15 protein-coding genes are annotated in these 16068 nt (G+C 73.9%); 6 read left to right on the forward strand and 9 right to left on the reverse strand.

Translation table 11 applies throughout. The features are described from left to right. From sufB to CLV40_RS18040, 5 genes are all read right to left on the reverse strand, one after another. On the reverse strand, positions 1-1449 hold the full coding sequence (gene sufB / locus CLV40_RS18020) for a Fe-S cluster assembly protein SufB (protein ID WP_104480104.1): 1449 nt from the start codon (positions 1447-1449) through the stop codon (positions 1-3). Beyond that, positions 1446-2198, reverse strand: a complete 753-nt coding sequence (locus CLV40_RS18025) for a helix-turn-helix transcriptional regulator (protein WP_104480105.1) — start codon at positions 2196-2198, stop codon at positions 1446-1448. Before CLV40_RS18025 ends, sufB begins: the two co-directional genes overlap by 4 nt. A gap of 119 nt (positions 2199-2317) precedes the next feature. Further along, a complete protein-coding gene (locus CLV40_RS18030; RefSeq protein WP_104480106.1) occupies positions 2318-3259 on the reverse strand; it encodes a hypothetical protein in 942 nt (313 codons plus the stop codon). Next, on the reverse strand, positions 3223-4047 hold the full coding sequence (locus CLV40_RS18035) for a hypothetical protein (protein WP_104480107.1): 825 nt from the start codon (positions 4045-4047) through the stop codon (positions 3223-3225). Before CLV40_RS18035 ends, CLV40_RS18030 begins: the two co-directional genes overlap by 37 nt. 32 nt (positions 4048-4079) lie before the next feature. Beyond that, positions 4080-5963, reverse strand: coding sequence for a hypothetical protein (locus CLV40_RS18040; RefSeq protein WP_104480108.1), 1884 nt, complete (start codon positions 5961-5963; stop codon positions 4080-4082). Between the two features lie 144 nt (positions 5964-6107). Between CLV40_RS18040 and mptB the strand changes: the two genes are divergently transcribed. The 4 genes from mptB (at position 6108) to CLV40_RS18060 (ending at position 10665) form a co-directional block, all read left to right on the forward strand. Beyond that, positions 6108-7721, forward strand: a complete 1614-nt coding sequence (mptB, locus tag CLV40_RS18045) for a polyprenol phosphomannose-dependent alpha 1,6 mannosyltransferase MptB (protein ID WP_104480109.1) — start codon at positions 6108-6110, stop codon at positions 7719-7721. Positions 7722-7732: 11 nt separating this feature from the next. Next, positions 7733-8659, forward strand: a complete 927-nt coding sequence (locus CLV40_RS18050) for an ABC transporter ATP-binding protein (RefSeq protein WP_104480110.1) — start codon at positions 7733-7735, stop codon at positions 8657-8659. Positions 8660-8718: 59 nt separating this feature from the next. Next, positions 8719-9435: an ABC transporter permease gene (locus CLV40_RS18055; protein WP_104480273.1), complete on the forward strand. Its 717-nt coding sequence runs from the start codon at positions 8719-8721 to the stop codon at positions 9433-9435. Positions 9436-9732: 297 nt separating this feature from the next. Continuing rightward, positions 9733-10665 carry a COX15/CtaA family protein gene (locus tag CLV40_RS18060; protein WP_245931357.1) on the forward strand — a complete coding sequence of 311 codons (933 nt, stop codon included), beginning with the start codon at positions 9733-9735 and terminating at the stop codon, positions 10663-10665. Here CLV40_RS18060 and CLV40_RS18065 read toward each other — a convergent pair. Then, a complete protein-coding gene (locus CLV40_RS18065) occupies positions 10662-10955 on the reverse strand; it encodes a hypothetical protein (protein ID WP_104480112.1) in 294 nt (97 codons plus the stop codon). The two genes, CLV40_RS18060 and CLV40_RS18065, sit on opposite strands and share 4 nt — an antisense overlap. Positions 10956-11091: 136 nt before the next feature. On the opposite strand from CLV40_RS18065, the gene CLV40_RS18070 reads away from it, so the two are divergent. Then, the gene (locus CLV40_RS18070) at positions 11092-12063 is read left to right on the forward strand and encodes a quinone oxidoreductase family protein (protein ID WP_181043575.1); all 972 of its coding nucleotides are present in this window, start codon (positions 11092-11094) and stop codon (positions 12061-12063) included. A gap of 45 nt (positions 12064-12108) precedes the next feature. Here the strand turns inward: CLV40_RS18070 and CLV40_RS18075 are convergent, their stop codons facing one another. Then, complete coding sequence (locus tag CLV40_RS18075) at positions 12109-12537, reverse strand: MarR family winged helix-turn-helix transcriptional regulator (RefSeq protein ID WP_245931358.1); 429 nt, start codon at positions 12535-12537, stop codon at positions 12109-12111. Positions 12538-12620: 83 nt separating this feature from the next. Here CLV40_RS18075 and CLV40_RS18080 point away from each other — a divergent pair, with 83 nt between their 5' ends. Beyond that, complete coding sequence (locus CLV40_RS18080) at positions 12621-14657, forward strand: MMPL family transporter (RefSeq protein WP_104480113.1); 2037 nt, start codon at positions 12621-12623, stop codon at positions 14655-14657. Positions 14658-14661: 4 nt separating this feature from the next. On the opposite strand, the gene CLV40_RS18085 is transcribed toward CLV40_RS18080, so the two are convergent. Both CLV40_RS18085 and CLV40_RS18090 read right to left on the reverse strand, forming a co-directional pair. Then, positions 14662-15210 carry a dihydrofolate reductase family protein gene (locus tag CLV40_RS18085; protein WP_104480114.1) on the reverse strand — a complete coding sequence of 183 codons (549 nt, stop codon included), beginning with the start codon at positions 15208-15210 and terminating at the stop codon, positions 14662-14664. A 98-nt stretch (positions 15211-15308) separates the two neighbouring features. Continuing rightward, positions 15309-15923 carry an FKBP-type peptidyl-prolyl cis-trans isomerase gene (locus CLV40_RS18090; protein WP_104480115.1) on the reverse strand — a complete coding sequence of 205 codons (615 nt, stop codon included), beginning with the start codon at positions 15921-15923 and terminating at the stop codon, positions 15309-15311. Positions 15924-16068: the final 145 nt, after the last annotated feature.

Consider the following 16068-nt stretch of genomic DNA (forward strand, 5'->3'; position numbering starts at 1 on the left):
TTAGCCGACCGCTCCTTCCATCTGCAGCTCGATCAGGCGGTTGAGTTCCAGGGCGTACTCCATGGGCAGCTCGCGCGCGATGGGCTCGACGAACCCGCGCACGATCATGGCCATGGCCTCGTCCTCGGTGAGGCCGCGCGACATCAGGTAGAAGAGCTGGTCGTCGCTGACCTTGGAGACGGTCGCCTCGTGGCCCATGGCCACGTCGTCCTCGCGGACGTCCACGTACGGGTACGTGTCCGACCGGCTGATCTGGTCGACCAGCAGCGCGTCGCACTTCACCGTCGACTTGGCGTGGTGGGCGCGCTTGTTGACCTGCACCAGACCGCGGTACGAGGTGCGGCCGCCGCCGCGGGCCACCGACTTGGAGATGATCGTCGAGGAGGTGTGCGGTGCCATGTGGACCATCTTGGCGCCCGCGTCCTGGTGCTGGCCCTCGCCCGCGAAGGCGATGGAGAGCACCTCGCCCTTGGCGTGCTCGCCCATCAGGAACACGGCCGGGTACTTCATGGTCACCTTGGAGCCGATGTTGCCGTCGACCCACTCCATGGTCGCGCCCGCCTCGGCCTTGGCCCGCTTGGTGACCAGGTTGTAGACGTTGTTCGACCAGTTCTGGATCGTGGTGTAGCGGCAGCGCGCGCCCTTCTTGACCACGATCTCCACGACCGCCGAGTGCAGCGAGTCCGAGGAGTAGATCGGGGCGGTGCAGCCCTCGACGTAGTGCACGTAGGCGTCTTCGTCGACGATGATCAGCGTCCGCTCGAACTGGCCCATGTTCTCGGTGTTGATCCGGAAGTAGGCCTGCAGCGGGATCTCGACGTGCACGCCCTTGGGGACGTAGATGAACGAGCCGCCGGACCACACGGCGCCGTTGAGCGCGGAGAACTTGTTGTCCCCGTGCGGGATCACCGAGCCGTAGTACTCCTCGAACAGCTCCGGGTGCTCCTTGAGCGCGGTGTCGGTGTCGAGGAAGATGACACCCTGCTTCTCGAGCTCTTCGTTGATCTTGTGGTAGACCACCTCGGACTCGTACTGGGCGGCCACACCGGCGACCAGGCGGGCCTTCTCCGCCTCCGGGATGCCCAGCTTGTCGTAGGTGTTCTTGATGTCCTCCGGCAGGTCCTCCCAGGACTGGGCCTGCTTCTCGGTGGAGCGCACGAAGTACTTGATGTTGTCGAAGTCGATCCCGGACAGGTCGGCGCCCCAGGACGGCATCGGCTTGCGGTCGAAGAGCCGCAGCGCCTTGAGCCGGGACTCGAGCATCCACTCGGGCTCGTTCTTCTTGGCCGAGATGTCCCGGACCACGGCCTCCGACAGGCCGCGCTGGGCGCTGGCGCCCGCGACGTCCTTGTCCGCCCAGCCGTACTCGTACTTGCCGAGCGTCGCCAGGGTCTCGTCCTGGGTGAGCGGCTGGGGTGTGGTGGTGCGCTGCTGCGCAGCGGCAGTCATAGGGACTTCCCTCCATCCGGAACGTTCCGCGCCGACGCGCCCGGGAGCGGCGTGTTCGGCACGTGTGTGGTGCAGGCGGCGTCGCCGCGGGCGATCGTGGCCAGCCGCTGCACGTGGGTGCCCAGCAGGTCGGCGAACGCGGCGGTCTCGATCTCGCACAGCTGCGGGAACTCGGCGGCGACGTGCGCCACCGGGCAGTGGTGCTGGCACAGCTGCTCCCCCGTGCCGACCTCCCGGGTCGACGCGGCGTACCCCTCCCTGGTGAGCGCGGTGGCCAGGGCCTCCGCGCGCCGAGCGGGGTCTTCGGGGGTGGTGACCGCTTCGCGGTGCCGGTCGACCAGGGTGGCCACCCGGCGTTCGGCGAACGCGCGGACCGCCTGTTCCCCCCCGCTCTCGGCGAGGAAGCGCAGCGCGGCGACCGCGAGGTCGTCGTAGGCGTGGCCGAAGCGGGACCGGCCCGCCTCGGTCAGCAGGTACAGCCTCGCCGGTCGGCCGCGGCCCCGGCTGCCGAGGCGGGGAGCCTCGCGGGTGCTCGCCTCCCCCTCGGCGACCAGTGCGTCCAGATGCCTGCGGACGGCGGCGGGGCTCAGGCCCAGCGCCTCGGCGATCTCGGCCGCGGCGACCGGACCCCGTTCCAGCAGCAGCCGGGCGACACCGCGGCGGGTGCGACCGTCGGCCTGCTGCCCGGCCGCGGCGGGACCGTGGCCGGTCTCCTCCGGGGCCCGAGGAGCGGGGGCGGTGTTTTTCACAACGCGAGTGTGTCCTATTTACCGGCCGGAGGCAAAGAGGGGTGTAGCCAGGGGTGAACTGGGCCACATCCGGCCCGGCGCGCCACAGCGTTTCCGCAGTTCAGAGCGGGGGTGGCGGTTCACTGGCCGAGCTCGACGGCGAGCTGCCGCTCGGTGACCAGGGTGCTGCCGAGGAGTTCGCGGGCGTTCGAGCCGAAGGGTATCCCGTCCGCGCGCAGCGCGGCGCGGAAGGCCGCCACCCCCGCGGGCACCCGGCGGGCCTGGGCGAGCAGGTCCGCGGCGGAGGCGGCGTCGCCCCGGGCCGAGGCGGCGCGGGCAGCGGTGCCCAGCACCACCCGCCGCACGGCCGGGAGCGGGTTCGCGCGCAGCAGCCGCCGCCGCGGGTCGACGTCCTCGGCGCCGGTGTCCGCGACCGCGGCCATGGCGGTGCCCATCCGCGCGTCGATCGACTCGAACCGCACGACGGCCGCCATCGCCGCGATCCGCGCCCGGTCGCGCTGCCCGAGCCCGCCGTGGACCACCGCCTGCCGCATCGCCAGTGCGCCCATCGCGGCCACGTGGGCGCGCACGCGCGGGGAGCCACCCGCGCCGACCTTGGCGCCGCTCGCGCCCGCGATGGCCGCGCCGCCGATGTCGCGGACCCAGGCGGCGGTGAGCAACCGCTCGGAGAGGTCGAGCAAGACTTCCGGTTCGGCGCGCAGGAACGGGACGGGGCGGTAGTCCGGGGTGATCGAGCGGAGGGCCAGCGCGCCGATCGCGCCCGGGAGGGAGAAGTCCGGTCCGGGGCGCACGACGGCGTCGTCGAGCCAGGTGACGATCTCCCGCGCGCGCCGGTTCTCCGTGGCGGCGGCCAGCGCGGCCGCGTCGACCAGTTGCCGGTCGACCCGTGACTCGCGCACCGACAGCGCCTGCGCCAAGACGGCCGCGAGCACCCCGAACACGGCCAGTGGCAACACGTCCGGTGTCGGGTGGAAGACGCCCGCGCACAGGAACAGCGGCGCGAGGAGGAACACCGCCGCGCGGGTCACGGCGAACAGCGGGAGCCGCGACGCCCTGGCCACCGTGGACTTCCAGGTCGGGAGCGGCAGCGCGGTGCCAGGCAGAGCAGGAACACGAGGAGGAGCAGGCGGTACCCGGCCCAGCCGGTGAGCGCGGGGGTGCCCGCCCACCGGACGGCGATCTCGGCGCCCACCGGGCTCGCCGCGAGCACCGCGCCGACCAGGACCAGCGTCGACTCGCTCGCCCGCAGCGACATCCGGTGCGCCCGCAGCAACCCGCTCCGGGCTCGATCGGCCAGGAGCAACTGCCCGCCGAGCAGCACGGCGCCCCCGATCCGCAGCGCTTGGTCGGCGGTGGTCGCACCCGACGGCGGGACGACCAGCACGGCGACGACGGGCAGTGCCGGGGCGAGCAGCGTGGCCACGCGCCACCGGCTGTCCTGCCACCGGTGCGGCACGCCCACCACGGTCACGAGGTACGCGGTCCTGGTCACGCGCTTGTGCTCGGCCAGGGCGCAGCCCGCCAGCAGCGGGATCACCACCGCCGTCAGCAGCACCGGGTCGGGGTCGCGGATCAGCGCGAGCGTGACGATCCCGGCGAACAGGCCCGGTCCGAAGAGGAACGCGACCGTCGACAGGACCAGCACCACGGCGACCGCCCAGCCGGTGCCCGACCGGACCAGGTCGACCAGCGGGCCCGGCGCGGCGACGACCGCCACGCCCGCGAACAGCTCGACGAACCCGCGCACCGCGCGCACTCCGGTCCAGTCGAGCCCACCGAGCCCGCGACCGAGCGCCACCAGCCCCGCGACCCCGGCCAGCACGACCGACAACGCCGTCGGATCCGACACGTGAGCCCCCAACCGGACGGTCGATCGAGCGGTCAGTCGGTGCCCGGCCCGCTCCCCCGGTGCGCGGCGACCTGGACCACGTGCGCCAGCTGCCGCTCGGTGGCCAGTGTGGCGCCCAGCAGGTCGCTCGCGTCCGCGCCGAACGCGATCCCGTCGGCGCGCATCGCCACCCGGAAGTCCTCGGCGCGCGCCGGTTGCACCGACCGCAGCAGCGCGGCCGACGCGGTCTCGTCGCCGCGGTGGAAGGCGAGGCGGGCGGCGGCGACGGCCAGCACCCGCTTGGCGGCGGGCGGGAGGTCGTCGTGTTCGGCGAGCATCCGCGCGGGCTCGTAGCCGTAGGGGCCGTCCGGCGAGTCGGGGTGTTCGACCAGCCGGGGGCCCGCGGCCGCGGACAGTTCGACCGCGGTGTCGACGACGGCCGCCATGGCCAGCGCGGTCGCGAGGGTGGCGCCGATGGCGTCGAAGGTGTCCACGGCCTGGCGGGCGGCGGCGCGCGCGGCGTCACCGTGGTCGAGTTCGCCGAAGACCTTGGCCTGCCACATCGCCAGGTCCCCCACCGCCGCGGACTGGGCCCGCGACCGCGAGACCGCGGTCTCCGGCGGCGACTTGGACACCACCCGCTCGAACGCGGTCGACACCAGCACCGTGGCGAGTTGGAGGCACTGGTCCGGTTCGACGCGGGGGAACGGCAGCGGCACGTAGTGGGCGTCCACGGCCCGGTGCGCGAGCGCGCCGACGGCGTCGGGCAGGGAGAAGTCGGGCACCGGCCGGTCGACGGCGTCGTCGAGCCACCGCTCGACCGCGTGCTCGCGGGAATCCTCCGGCAGCGCCATCAGCAGCGCGGCGTCGAACACCTGCCGTTCGACCAGCAGCCTGCGCGCCCCGAGGACCTGGACGAACGCGGCGGGCACCGGGAGCAGCACCGAGAGCGGGAGCAGGTCGGGCTCGGGGTGGAAGACCACCGCGGCCAGGGACAGCGCGACCAGGGCGGTCACGACCGCGCGCAGCAGGATCACGGCCACGACCAGGGCGTTGCCCGGGACGCGGGTCGAGTAGGCCCGCAGGACGGCCAAGTGGACCACGAACACCGCGGCGAGCAGGCCGTACCCGAGCGGGCCGGTCAACGCGGACGTGTCCACCCAGTCCGTGACGACCGACGCGCCGACCGGGCTCGCGGCGAGCAGTGCCAACGCCACGGCCAACGTCGATTCCGTCGCCCGGAGCCGCCGGCGGTAGACGCGCAGCAGCCGGTACCGGGCGCGGTCGGCGGCGTACAGCTGCGCCCCGAGGATCACGGCGACGACGACGCGCGACACCCACTCCGCCGCGCTCGCCCCCGGCAGCGGGACCGCGAACACGGCGACGAGCGGCAGCACCGGCGCGACCGAGGCGACAAGCCGCCACCACGTTCCCATCAACCTCTCGTCCCGCCCGGACGCTCCGATCAGGAGGACGGCCGTCCGGGTCAGCGTGAACTGGTTGTGCAGCGCGCAGGCCAGCACGCCCGGGACCACTACGGCCGCCAGCCACACCGCGTCCGGTGTCTGGATGAGCGTGGCGGTGAGCAGCCCGACGAGCAGGCCCGCGCCGCAGAACCCGAGCACCGCGGCGCCGACGACCACGGCCCACACCCACCCGGGGTCGGCGCCGACGAACCGCACCAGGTCGTCGGCGCCGCAGAACCCGAGCACCGCGGCGCCGACGACCACGGCCCACACCCACCCGGGGTCGGCGCCGACGAACCGCACCAGGTCGTCGGAGAACAGGACGAGCAGGAGCGCGGCGGCCAGCTCGGCCCAGGTGGTGACCCTGCGGTACCCGTCCGCCGCGCAGTCCAGTTGGCCGAGCCGGGTGCCCAGCACCGACACCCCCGCCGCGACCGCGAGCGCGACCGACACCCACGACGCCTCGACCACGGTTCCCCCTCACCAGTGGACTACCGGGGCAGTCGACGCCGGTGATCTTGCCGTTACCCGCCCACCGGTGAATCACACCGGGCGGCCCGGCGGGTTCCGCGCACTGGCGATCAGCGGTCCGCCCACCCCGCTACCCTTCCCGACGTGGTGGTGGGAGACACGGGACGGCGGGCACGGGGGCGGTGGCCCGCCGGGGTGGAGTCGGGTCCGCTCGACGAGCGCGAGCGCAAGCAGCTCGACGTGGTCCGCCGCTTCGGCACCGTCGGCTCGCTGCTGCTGACCATCGGCTCCCTCGGCGCGGGCGCGGCCCCGGTGTTCAACCCGGTGTTCCGGCTGCCGGTGCTCGGCCTGTTCAGCCGGATGACCACGGTGTCGCTGGCCTTCGCGTTCACCGGCGTGTTCATGATCGTGCTGGCCTGGCTGGCGCTGGGGCGGCTGTCGCGGCCGGGCCGCGAGCGCGCGGTGTCGGTCCCGCAGATGGCGCGCACGCTGGTGATGTGGATCGCGCCGCTGGTGTTCACCGTGCCCAGCTTCAGCCGCGACGTCTACAGCTACCTGGCGCAGAGCGAGATCGTCGCGCTCGGCCAGGACCCCTACACCGTGGGCCCGGCGCAGGCGCTGGGCGTCAACCACCCGCTCACCCAGGGCGTGCCGACGATCTGGCGGGACACCCCGTCGCCGTACGGCCCGCTGTTCCTCACCCTCGGCAAGCTCATCAACTGGCTGACCGGCGACCACGTCGTGATGGGCGTGGCCGCGCACCGGCTGCTCGCGCTGCTGGGTCTCGCGATGATCGTGTGGGCGCTGCCCCGGTTGGCCCGGCGGTTCGGGGTGAGCCCGGTGAGCGCGCTGTGGTTGGGCGCGGCGAACCCGCTGGTGCTGTTCCACCTCGTGGTCGGCGTGCACAACGAGGCGCTGGCGATCGGGCTGATGCTGGTCGGGTTCGAGCTGGCGCTGAGCCGGATGCCGCGGGTGACCCCGGACGGGCCGTTCCCGCCGTGGCAGCGCGGGGAACTGCTCTGGTACGCCGTCGGCGCGGGGGTGATCACGCTCGGCGCGGCGGTGAAGATCCCGGCCGCGCTGGCGCTGGGCTTCCTCGGCGCGATGATCGCGCGCCGGATGGGCGGCACGTGGAAGCAGCTGGCGGCGGTCGCGGGCGGGTTGTTCGTGGTGTTCGCGGTGGTGCTGACCGCGACGTCGCTGGGCAGCGGGCTCGGGTACGGCTGGGTCGCGACGCTCAACACCGCGTCCACGGTCAAGAGCTGGATGGCGCCGATGACCGCGCTCGGCTTCGGCGCGGGCGGGCTGGGCATCGTCCTGGGGCTGGGCAACCACATCGACGCCGCGATCACCGCGAGCAGGCTGGTCGGCACCGTGATCGGGCCGCTGATCACGGCCAAGCTGCTGGTCGACAGCTTCCGCTGGAAGCTGCGCCCGCTCACCGGCCTCGGCGTCGGCCTCGGCGCGGTGCTGGTGTTCGGCGCGACCGTGCAGCCCTGGTACCTGCTGTGGGCGGCGGTGCCGCTGGCCGCCGCCGCGGGCAACACCCGGTTCCGCACGGCGGCCATGGTGATCAGCGCGGGCCTGGCGGTCGCGCTCGGCCCCACCGGCTCCGGTTTCGACGGTCGGGTCTTCGTGCTCCCTTACGCCTACATCGCCGCGATCACCGTCACCGTGGTCGCCGCGCTCGCCTGCCGCCGGTACGCGCCGCGCGGCGAGCGGGCGCCCGCCGCGTCCGTGACGCCGCGCACGCCTTAGGCTTCCCGCTTGTGAGCACGCCCGCCGTCGAGGTGTCCGACCTGGTCAAGAGCTACGGGCCGACGACCGCCGTGGCCGGTGTCGGGTTCCGCCTCGACCGGGGCGCGGTGCTGGCCCTGCTCGGCCCCAACGGCGCGGGCAAGACCACGACCGTCGAGGTGTGCGAGGGCTTCCGCCGACCGGACTCGGGGCGGGTGCAGGTGCTGGGCCTGGACCCGGTCACCGAGGGCGCGGCGCTGCGGCCCCGGATCGGCGTGATGCCCCAGGGCGGCGGCGCGTACCCGGGGGTGCGCGCGGCGGAGATGCTGCGGCTGGTGGCCGCGTGCGCGGCGAACCCGCTCGACCCGGCGTGGCTGATCGACGTGCTGGGGCTCGCCGGGTGCGCGCGCACCCCGTACAAGCGGCTCTCCGGCGGCCAGCAGCAGCGGCTCTCGCTGGCCTGCGCGCTGATCGGGCGGCCGGAGCTGGTGTTCCTCGACGAGCCGACCGCGGGGATGGACCCGCAGGCCAGGCGGCTGGTGTGGGAGCTGGTCGGCGCGCTGCGCGCCGACGGCGTCGCGGTCCTGCTGACCACGCACCTGATGGAGGAGGCCGAGGCGCTGGCCGACCACGTCGTCATCGTCGACGGTGGCCGGGTGGTGGCCGAGGGCACCCCGGCCGAGCTGACCGCCGAGGGCCCGGACGAGCAGCGGCTGCGGTTCCGCGCCAAGTCCGGACTGGACACCGCGCTGCTGGTGGCCGCGCTGCCCGAGGGCTGCCGGGTGACCGAGCCGACCGCGGGCGAGTACCTGGTGACCGGTGTGGTGGACCCCCAGGTGGTGTCCACGGTCACCGCGTGGTGCGCCCAGCAGGGGGTGCTGGCCGAGGAGCTGCGGGTCGGTCGGCGCAGCCTCGAGGACGTCTTCCTGGAACTGACCGGACGGGAGCTGCGCTCGTGAGTGGACGGTTCGCCCCCGGCACCTTCGCCCCGGCGCCCGGCGCCGGGCGCCCGGTCCGGATGCTGCTCGCGCACGCGCGCACCGAGGCGTCGCTGACGCTGCGCAACGGCGAGCAGGTGCTGCTGACCCTGCTGATCCCGCTGGCCCTGCTGTTCGGGCTGACCCTGGTGCACGTCATCGAGCTGCCCGAGCCGCGGGTGGCCGCCGCGGCGCCCAGGGTGTTCGCGCTCGCGGTGATGTCCACGGCGTTCACCGGGCAGGCCATCGCGCTCGGGTTCGACCGGCGCTACGGGGTGCTCAAGCGGCTGGCGGCCACGGCGCTGCCGCGCTGGCTGCTGGTGGCGGGCCGGGTGCTGGGTTGCCTGGCGGTGGTGGCGCTGCAACTGGTGGTCCTGGCGGCGGCGGCGGCGCTGCTGGGCTGGTCGCCGTCGGCCGCCGGTCTGCTGTGGACGGTGGTGCTGGTCGTGCTGGGCACGCTCACCTTCGGCGCGCTCGGCGTGCTGCTCGGCGGCGCGCTCAAGGCGGAGGTCGTGCTGGCGCTGGCGAACGTGGTGTGGCTGGTGCTGCTGTTCGCGGGCGGGATCGTGCTGACCACCGACGCGCTGCCCGCCGGGATGGCGGAGGTGGTGCGGCTGCTGCCGTCCGCGGCGCTGACCGAGGGGCTGACCGCGGTGCTGGCGGACGGGACCGCGCCGCCCGCGTCCACTGTGGTCACGCTGCTGGTGTGGGGCGCGGGCGCGGGCCTGCTCGCCACGCGCACGACCAAACTCGTCTGAGCGTTCAACGAAACCCGTCGCGGAGAACGCGCTGCCGCCGGACGGGTCGTGGGGGGAGTAACCCGGCCGACGGCAGCTTCACCGGAAGACGGTGGGGGAGTCCGCCCTCCACCACGCATGGTAGTTCGCCGTGATCACCGCGTGGGCGGGTTTGGTGAAGAAGCGCCGACTATTTCTCCACAGCTTTCCCCAGTGGCCGCAACGGCGACTGTCGCCCGCCGCGGCGCTGGGAGAGCCACGGCACAGGGCGGTGGAGGCGCGCGGTGGCGCTCGGTGACCCGGGCCTACCATCAGCGGGTGCCGCTGGAAACGCTGAAGACCCGCCTCGACCGGTTCCCCGCGCCCGGCCTGGCCCGGCAGCGGACGATCGCGATCGCGGTGGTGGTGACCCAGGCGCTCATCGCGGTCACCGGCTCGGTCGTGCGGGTCACCGGCTCCGGGTTGGGCTGCTCGACCTGGCCGCAGTGCCAGCCGGGGAGCCTGGTGCCGGTCGACCACCCGGAGTTCGCCGCGCTGAACCAGTGGATCGAGTTCGGCAACCGGCTGCTGACCGGGGTGGTCGGCGTGGTCGCGCTGGCCGCGTTCGCGGTGGCCTACCTGACCAGGCCCCGGCGGCGGCACTACTTCCGGCTGGCGGTCGTGGTGCTGGCGGGGGTCGGGGTGCAGGCGGTGCTCGGCGGCATCACGGTGCGGCTGGACCTGCTGTGGTGGACGGTCGCCGTGCACTTCATGGTGTCCGCGGTGATGGTCTGGCTGTCGGTGATGCTGGTGCACGCCGTGCGCGAGGACGACGGCCCGGCCACGCGCAGAGGCCCGGCGGGGCTGTCGGGGCTGTTGACCGCGTCGGTGGCGGTGCTGACCGGGCTGCTGGTGGCGGGCACGGTGGTGACCGGCGCGGGCCCGCACGCGGGCGACCCGGAGACGCCGCGGCTGGCGCTGCCGGTGGAGACCCTGGCCCACGTGCACGCCGCGTTCCTGTTCGTCTACCTCGGACTGCTGGTCGGCGTGGGGGTGTTCCTCAAGGTCGGCGCGGTCGACGCCGCGCTGTGGCGGCGGTACGCCGTACTGGTGGGGGTCGTGCTGGCGCAGGGCACGCTGGGCTTCGTGCAGTTCTGGACCGGCGTCCCGGAGCTGCTGGTGTCGCTGCACGTCGCGGGCGCCATGTGCGTGATCGCGGCGACGGCGGCGCTGTGGTGCGCGACCTGGGAACGCCCCCTGGTCGAGGGCTAACCCCGGGTTCGAGCGGCCATCTTGGCGCGGTGCCGGGAGCCGATGCGGGTCGCCGCGGTGGTCTCGCGGTCCCAGTCGGCGGCCTCCAGACCGCTCACCTCCGCGACCAACGACTCCCCCGCCGCGGTGTCGGGCACGATGACGTCGCCCATGGTGCCGTCCTTGCCGACGAGCACCACGCGGGCACCGGCGCGGCCGATGTTCGCCACCACCGCGCGGGTGGGCGCGCCGTGCGCGGCGACGAACGCGGCGGCGGCGCGCGCGGCCCTGGTGTTCTCCTGTGCGGTCACGGGTCGAGCGTAGAGCGCGGGGGAAGCCCCCACCGGCCGGGAGTGAGCGCGCGCACTCCTGCATGCTGGGACGGCACCGCGCCCCGCGGGCGATCGGGCGGAGACTCGGGGCACCGATACGGATCTGGGAGGTCCTGTGGCCAAGGCGATCGTGGTGGCGGAGAACGGCGGCCCCGAGGTGTTGACCTACACCGACGTGCCGGAGCGCGCGCCGGGCGCGGGTGAGGTCGCGGTCCGGTCCGCGGCGGCGGGGGTCAACTACATCGACGTCTACCACCGCACCGGCCTGTACCCGCTGCCCCTGCCGCTCGTCCTGGGCCAGGAGGGCGCGGGCACGGTCACGGCCGTCGGGGACGGCGTCACCGGTGTCGCGGTGGGCGACCGGGTCGCGTGGACGGGGGTGACGGGCAGCTACGCCGAGCACGTCGTGGTGCCCGCGTCGGCGGCGGTGCCGGTGCCGTCCGGTGTGGACGACGAGACCGCGGCGGCGTTGCTGCTGCAGGGTTTGACGGCGCACTTCCTGGTCACGTCGTCCTACCCGGTCCAGGAAGGCGACACGGTCCTGGTGCACGCGGCGGCGGGCGGCGTCGGTCTCCTGCTGGTGCAGCTGGCGAAGGCGCGCGGCGCGCGGGTGATCGGCACCGTGTCCACCGCGGACAAGGAGCGCCAGACCCGGGCGGCGGGGGCCGACGAGGTCATCCGCTACACGGAGGAGGACTTCGTCGCGCGCACCCGGGAACTGACCGGCGGCGAGGGCGTCGCGGCCGTCTACGACGGCGTGGGCGCCACCACCTTCGACGGCAGCCTCGCGTCCCTGCGCCGCCGCGGCACCCTGGCCCTGTTCGGCGCCGCGAGCGGCCCAGTCCCCCCACTCGACCCCCAGCGGTTGAACAAGGCGGGGTCGGTGTTCCTGACCCGCCCCAACCTGGGCGACCACCTCGCCACCCCGGAGGAACTCCGGTGGCGCACCGGCGACCTGTTCGCCGCCGTGGAGAAGGGCACGCTCACCATCACCATCGGCGAGCGCTACCCGCTGGCCGAGGCCCGCGACGCGCACACCGCCATCGAGAGCCGCCGCACCTCGGGCAAGCTCCTGCTGATCCCGTAGTGCGACATCGGGTCGGGTCCGGGGCGGACGCGCGACCGCCCCGGATCAGGTCGGGTGGTTGAGCGAAGTCACCAGCTCGACCAGTTGTAGCCGGAACGCCTCGTAGTCGCGGACCGCGCCGAGGACTACGGGGTCTTCCCGTTCCGCCACCAAGGCTTCGGCGTGGACCTCCCGGCCCGCGGCGGTGATCGTGACGGTGGTGCGGCGGCGGTCCCGCTCGTCGGTGGCGCGGTCGACGAAGCCCGCGCGCAGCAGTCGGTCGACGGTGCGGCTCATCGTCTGGTCCGTGACCTTCGCGCCGCGGGCGAGGGTGCGTTGGGATTGGGGGCCCGCGTTGAGCAGGTGCAGGACTATGAGGCCCGCGTGGGTGAGGCCGCGGGTGCCGAGGTACCGCTCCCACGAGTGCTCGACCAGCCGCGCGGCTGTGGAGAGCAGGCGGCCGGTCGGCCAGGTCGCGATGGCGTCTGGGTCCACTGTGCCCTCCCGGTCGGTGTTAGAGTGCGCGAACGTTCAGCCCGCTGAACGAATCACCCCCGGTCACCCAAGGGACGCGCTCGATGACTGCCAACCGTACGCGCTGGATCTTCCCCGCTCTGCTCGTCGTCCTCTGGTTGGCCATCGGCGGTATCGGCGGGCCCTTGCAGGGCAAGCTGTCGACGGTGCAGCGCAACGACAACGCCGCGTTCCTGCCCGAGTCGGCCGAGTCGACCAAGGTGGCCGAGCTGCGCAAGGGCGAGGCCGGGGCCACGGCGCTGCCCGCGGTGCTGGTGTTCGAGCGGTCCGAGGGGCTGACCGGCGCCGACCTCGCCGCCATCGACACCGTCCTCGGCGAGGTCAAGGGGCTCGGGCTCCAGGCCGCACCGGTGGAGCGGGCCAAGGAGCAGCCGGTCCGGGCCGCGCAGGCCGTCGTGCAGCTGCCGACCGGCGGCGAGAAGCTGCGCGCGCTGGTGGCCGACATCCGGGCGACCTTCGACGCGCTGCCCGCCGGGCTTTCCGCGCACGTGACCGGCCCGGGCGGGCTGATCGCCGACTTCACCGCGGCCTTCGGCGGGATCGACGGCCTGCTGCTCGGCGTCACCGCCGCCGTGGTCGCGCTGATCCTGGTCGTGGTCTACCGCAGCCCGATCCTGCCGCTCGTCGTGCTGCTGACCGCCGGACTCGCGCTGTGCTTCGCGGTCGCGATCGTGTACTGGCTGGCCCGCGCGGACATCCTCACGCTCAACGGCCAGAGCCAGGGCATCCTGTTCATCCTCGTCTTCGGCGCCGCCACCGACTACGCGCTGCTGCTCATCGCGCGGCTGCGGGAGGAGCTGCGGCGGCACGAGACCGGCGCCGCCGCGATCCGCGCCGCGCTCAAGGCCGCCGCCGGGCCGATCGCGGCCTCGGCGGGGACGGTCGTGGCGGGTCTGCTGTGCCTGCTGCTGTCGGACCTGCGCTCCAACTCCAGCCTCGGCCCGGTCGCCGCGATCGGCATCGTGGCGTCGCTGGCCGCCGCGCTGACCTTCCTGCCCGCCGTGCTGGCGCTGCTCGGCCGCGCCGCGTTCTGGCCCTTCCGGCCGAAGCTCGGCGACACCGACCACAAGACGACCGGCGTCTGGGCGCGCGTGGCGGGTCTCGTCGGCCGCAGGCCCCGGTTGACCTGGGTGGTCAGCACGGCCGTGCTGCTGGTCGGGGTGGCGTTCCTGCCGCAGCTCAAGGCCGACGGCGTGGCGCAGAGCGACCTGTTCCTGACCGACGTCGACGCGGTCACCGGCCAGCACGTGCTCGCCGAGCACTTCCCCGGCGGCACCGGCTCCCCAGCCGTCCTGGTCACGGCGGCGGGCGCCGCCGACGAGGTCCGGCGCCTGGCCCAGGACACCGAGGGCGTGGCCGTCGCGGCACCGGCCCGGGCACCGCTCGCGGACGGCCGGGTCGAGGTCATCGCGGTGCTCAAGGACGCCGCCGACAGCCCCCAGGCCCTCGACACCGTGCAGCGCCTGCGCGACCGCACGCACGGCGTCGGCGGCACCCTGGTCGGCGGACCGACCGCGAGCCAGCTCGACGTGCGGACCAGCTCGCTGCACGACCGCAAGGTGATCATCCCGGTGGTGCTGCTGGTGATCTTCCTCATCCTGGCGCTGCTGCTGCGCGCCCTGCTCGCCCCGCTGCTGCTGATCGCCACGGTCGTGCTCTCGTTCGCGGCCACCCTGGGCGTCGGCGCGCTGGTCTTCAACCACCTGCTCGACTTCCCGGGCGCCGACCCGAGCGTGCCGCTGTTCGCCTTCGTGTTCCTGGTGGCCCTGGGCATCGACTACAACATCTTCCTGATGACCCGGGTCCGCGAGGAGGCCGCGCACCTCGGCACCCGCGACGGGACCCTGCGCGGCCTGTCGGTCACCGGTGGCGTGATCACCTCGGCCGGGGTGGTGCTGGCGGCGACCTTCGCGGCGCTGTCGGTGATCCCGATCCTGTTCCTGGCGCAGATCGCGTTCCTGGTCGCCTTCGGCGTGCTGCTCGACACCCTCCTGGTCCGCTCGCTGCTGGTCCCGGCGCTGACCGTCGACATCGGACGCCGGATCTGGTGGCCGGGCGAGGTCGGCCCCGGGACCCGCTGACGAGCTACCGCACCGGCTCGTACGTCATGACCAGGGCGCCTGAGTCGAACGGCACGGTGCGCACGGGCCGCAGGTCGACGTACTTCGCCAGGCCCGCGAACAGCGACGGCCCGTGGCCCACGATCCTGGGGTGCACCACGAACTCGTACTCATCGATCAACCCCAGCTCCGCCAACGCCATCGGCAGCCGCACGCCACCGACGAACAGGCCGTCGCCCGGCTCCGCCTTGAGCCGCCGCACGGCCGCGGCCAGGTCGCCGCGCACGAGTTCGGCGTTCCAGTCGACCCGCTCCAGGGTGCTCGACACGACGTACTTGCGGGCCGCGTCGATCGTCCGGGCGAAGGGCTCCATCCACCCGGGCCGGGCCCCCGGCGCCGCGGCGGGCCGCCACGCCGACTCCATCATCTCGTAGGTGGTCCGGCCGAACAGGAGCGCGTCGGCCCGCGCGAGGTTCCCGGCGTGGTGGCGGTGCAGTTCCTCGTCCGGGGTGATCGTGCGGTGGTCGCAGCACCCGTCCACGGTGAGGTTGATGGAGTACCTGAGGGGTCGCATCGCGCGAGGCTACCCGCGGGCACCGACAACGCCCGGAAACGCGAAACCGGCGGCGTGCCCGCGAGGCACACCGCCGGTTTCGGCGGAAAAGGGGCGGATCAGCCGCCCGCGACCTGGACGGCGTCGACGACGAAGACCAGGGTCTCGCCGGGGGCGATGGGGCCGCTGCCCTTGCTGCCGTAGGCCTTGTCGGGCGGGATGACCAGCACGCGGCGGCCACCCTGCTTCATGCCCTGCAGGCCGTCGTCCCAGCCCTGGATGACCTCGCGCTGCCCGACGCTGTTCACGGTGAACGGCTGGCCGCGCTCGAACGACGAGTCCGCGACCTGGCCGTTGGACCACGTCACCAGCTCGTAGTTGGCCTGCACACCCGAGCCCACCTTGATGACCGGACCGGTGCCCTCGACGAGGTCCTTGCTCTGCAGCTGGTTCGGCGGCGCGCAGACCTTCGGCACGGTCACCTTCGGCTGCGCGCCGGGCGCGCCCTCGACCAGCAGGTCGTCGACCGAGCACTGCGGGCCCGAGGACACCGACTGGATCGAGCTCGGCGGCGCGGACGTGGTGGGCGCGGCGGTCGTGCTCGCCGGACGGGCCTTCCCGGTCACCACCGGGTCCCCGGGCGGCTGGGTGGAGGCCCGCTCGGAGTTCGCGCACGCGGTCAGGGACAGCAGCCCGACCAGCGCACCGATCATGATCTTGCCGACATCGCGCATGCGCCGGAGCTTAGCGACCCGGCCCGGTCCACCCCGCGCCCGGCGCCGTGATTTCCTCACCCGATATGCGCAATCCACGCAACCGGACCGCGGCGTACAGTTGCGGAACGCGCCCGTTCGGTCACCCGATCCCGGCCCGCGCGGG

It is taken from the genome of Actinokineospora auranticolor (assembly GCF_002934265.1).
GTDB classification, from domain to species: Bacteria; Actinomycetota; Actinomycetes; order Mycobacteriales; family Pseudonocardiaceae; genus Actinokineospora; species Actinokineospora auranticolor.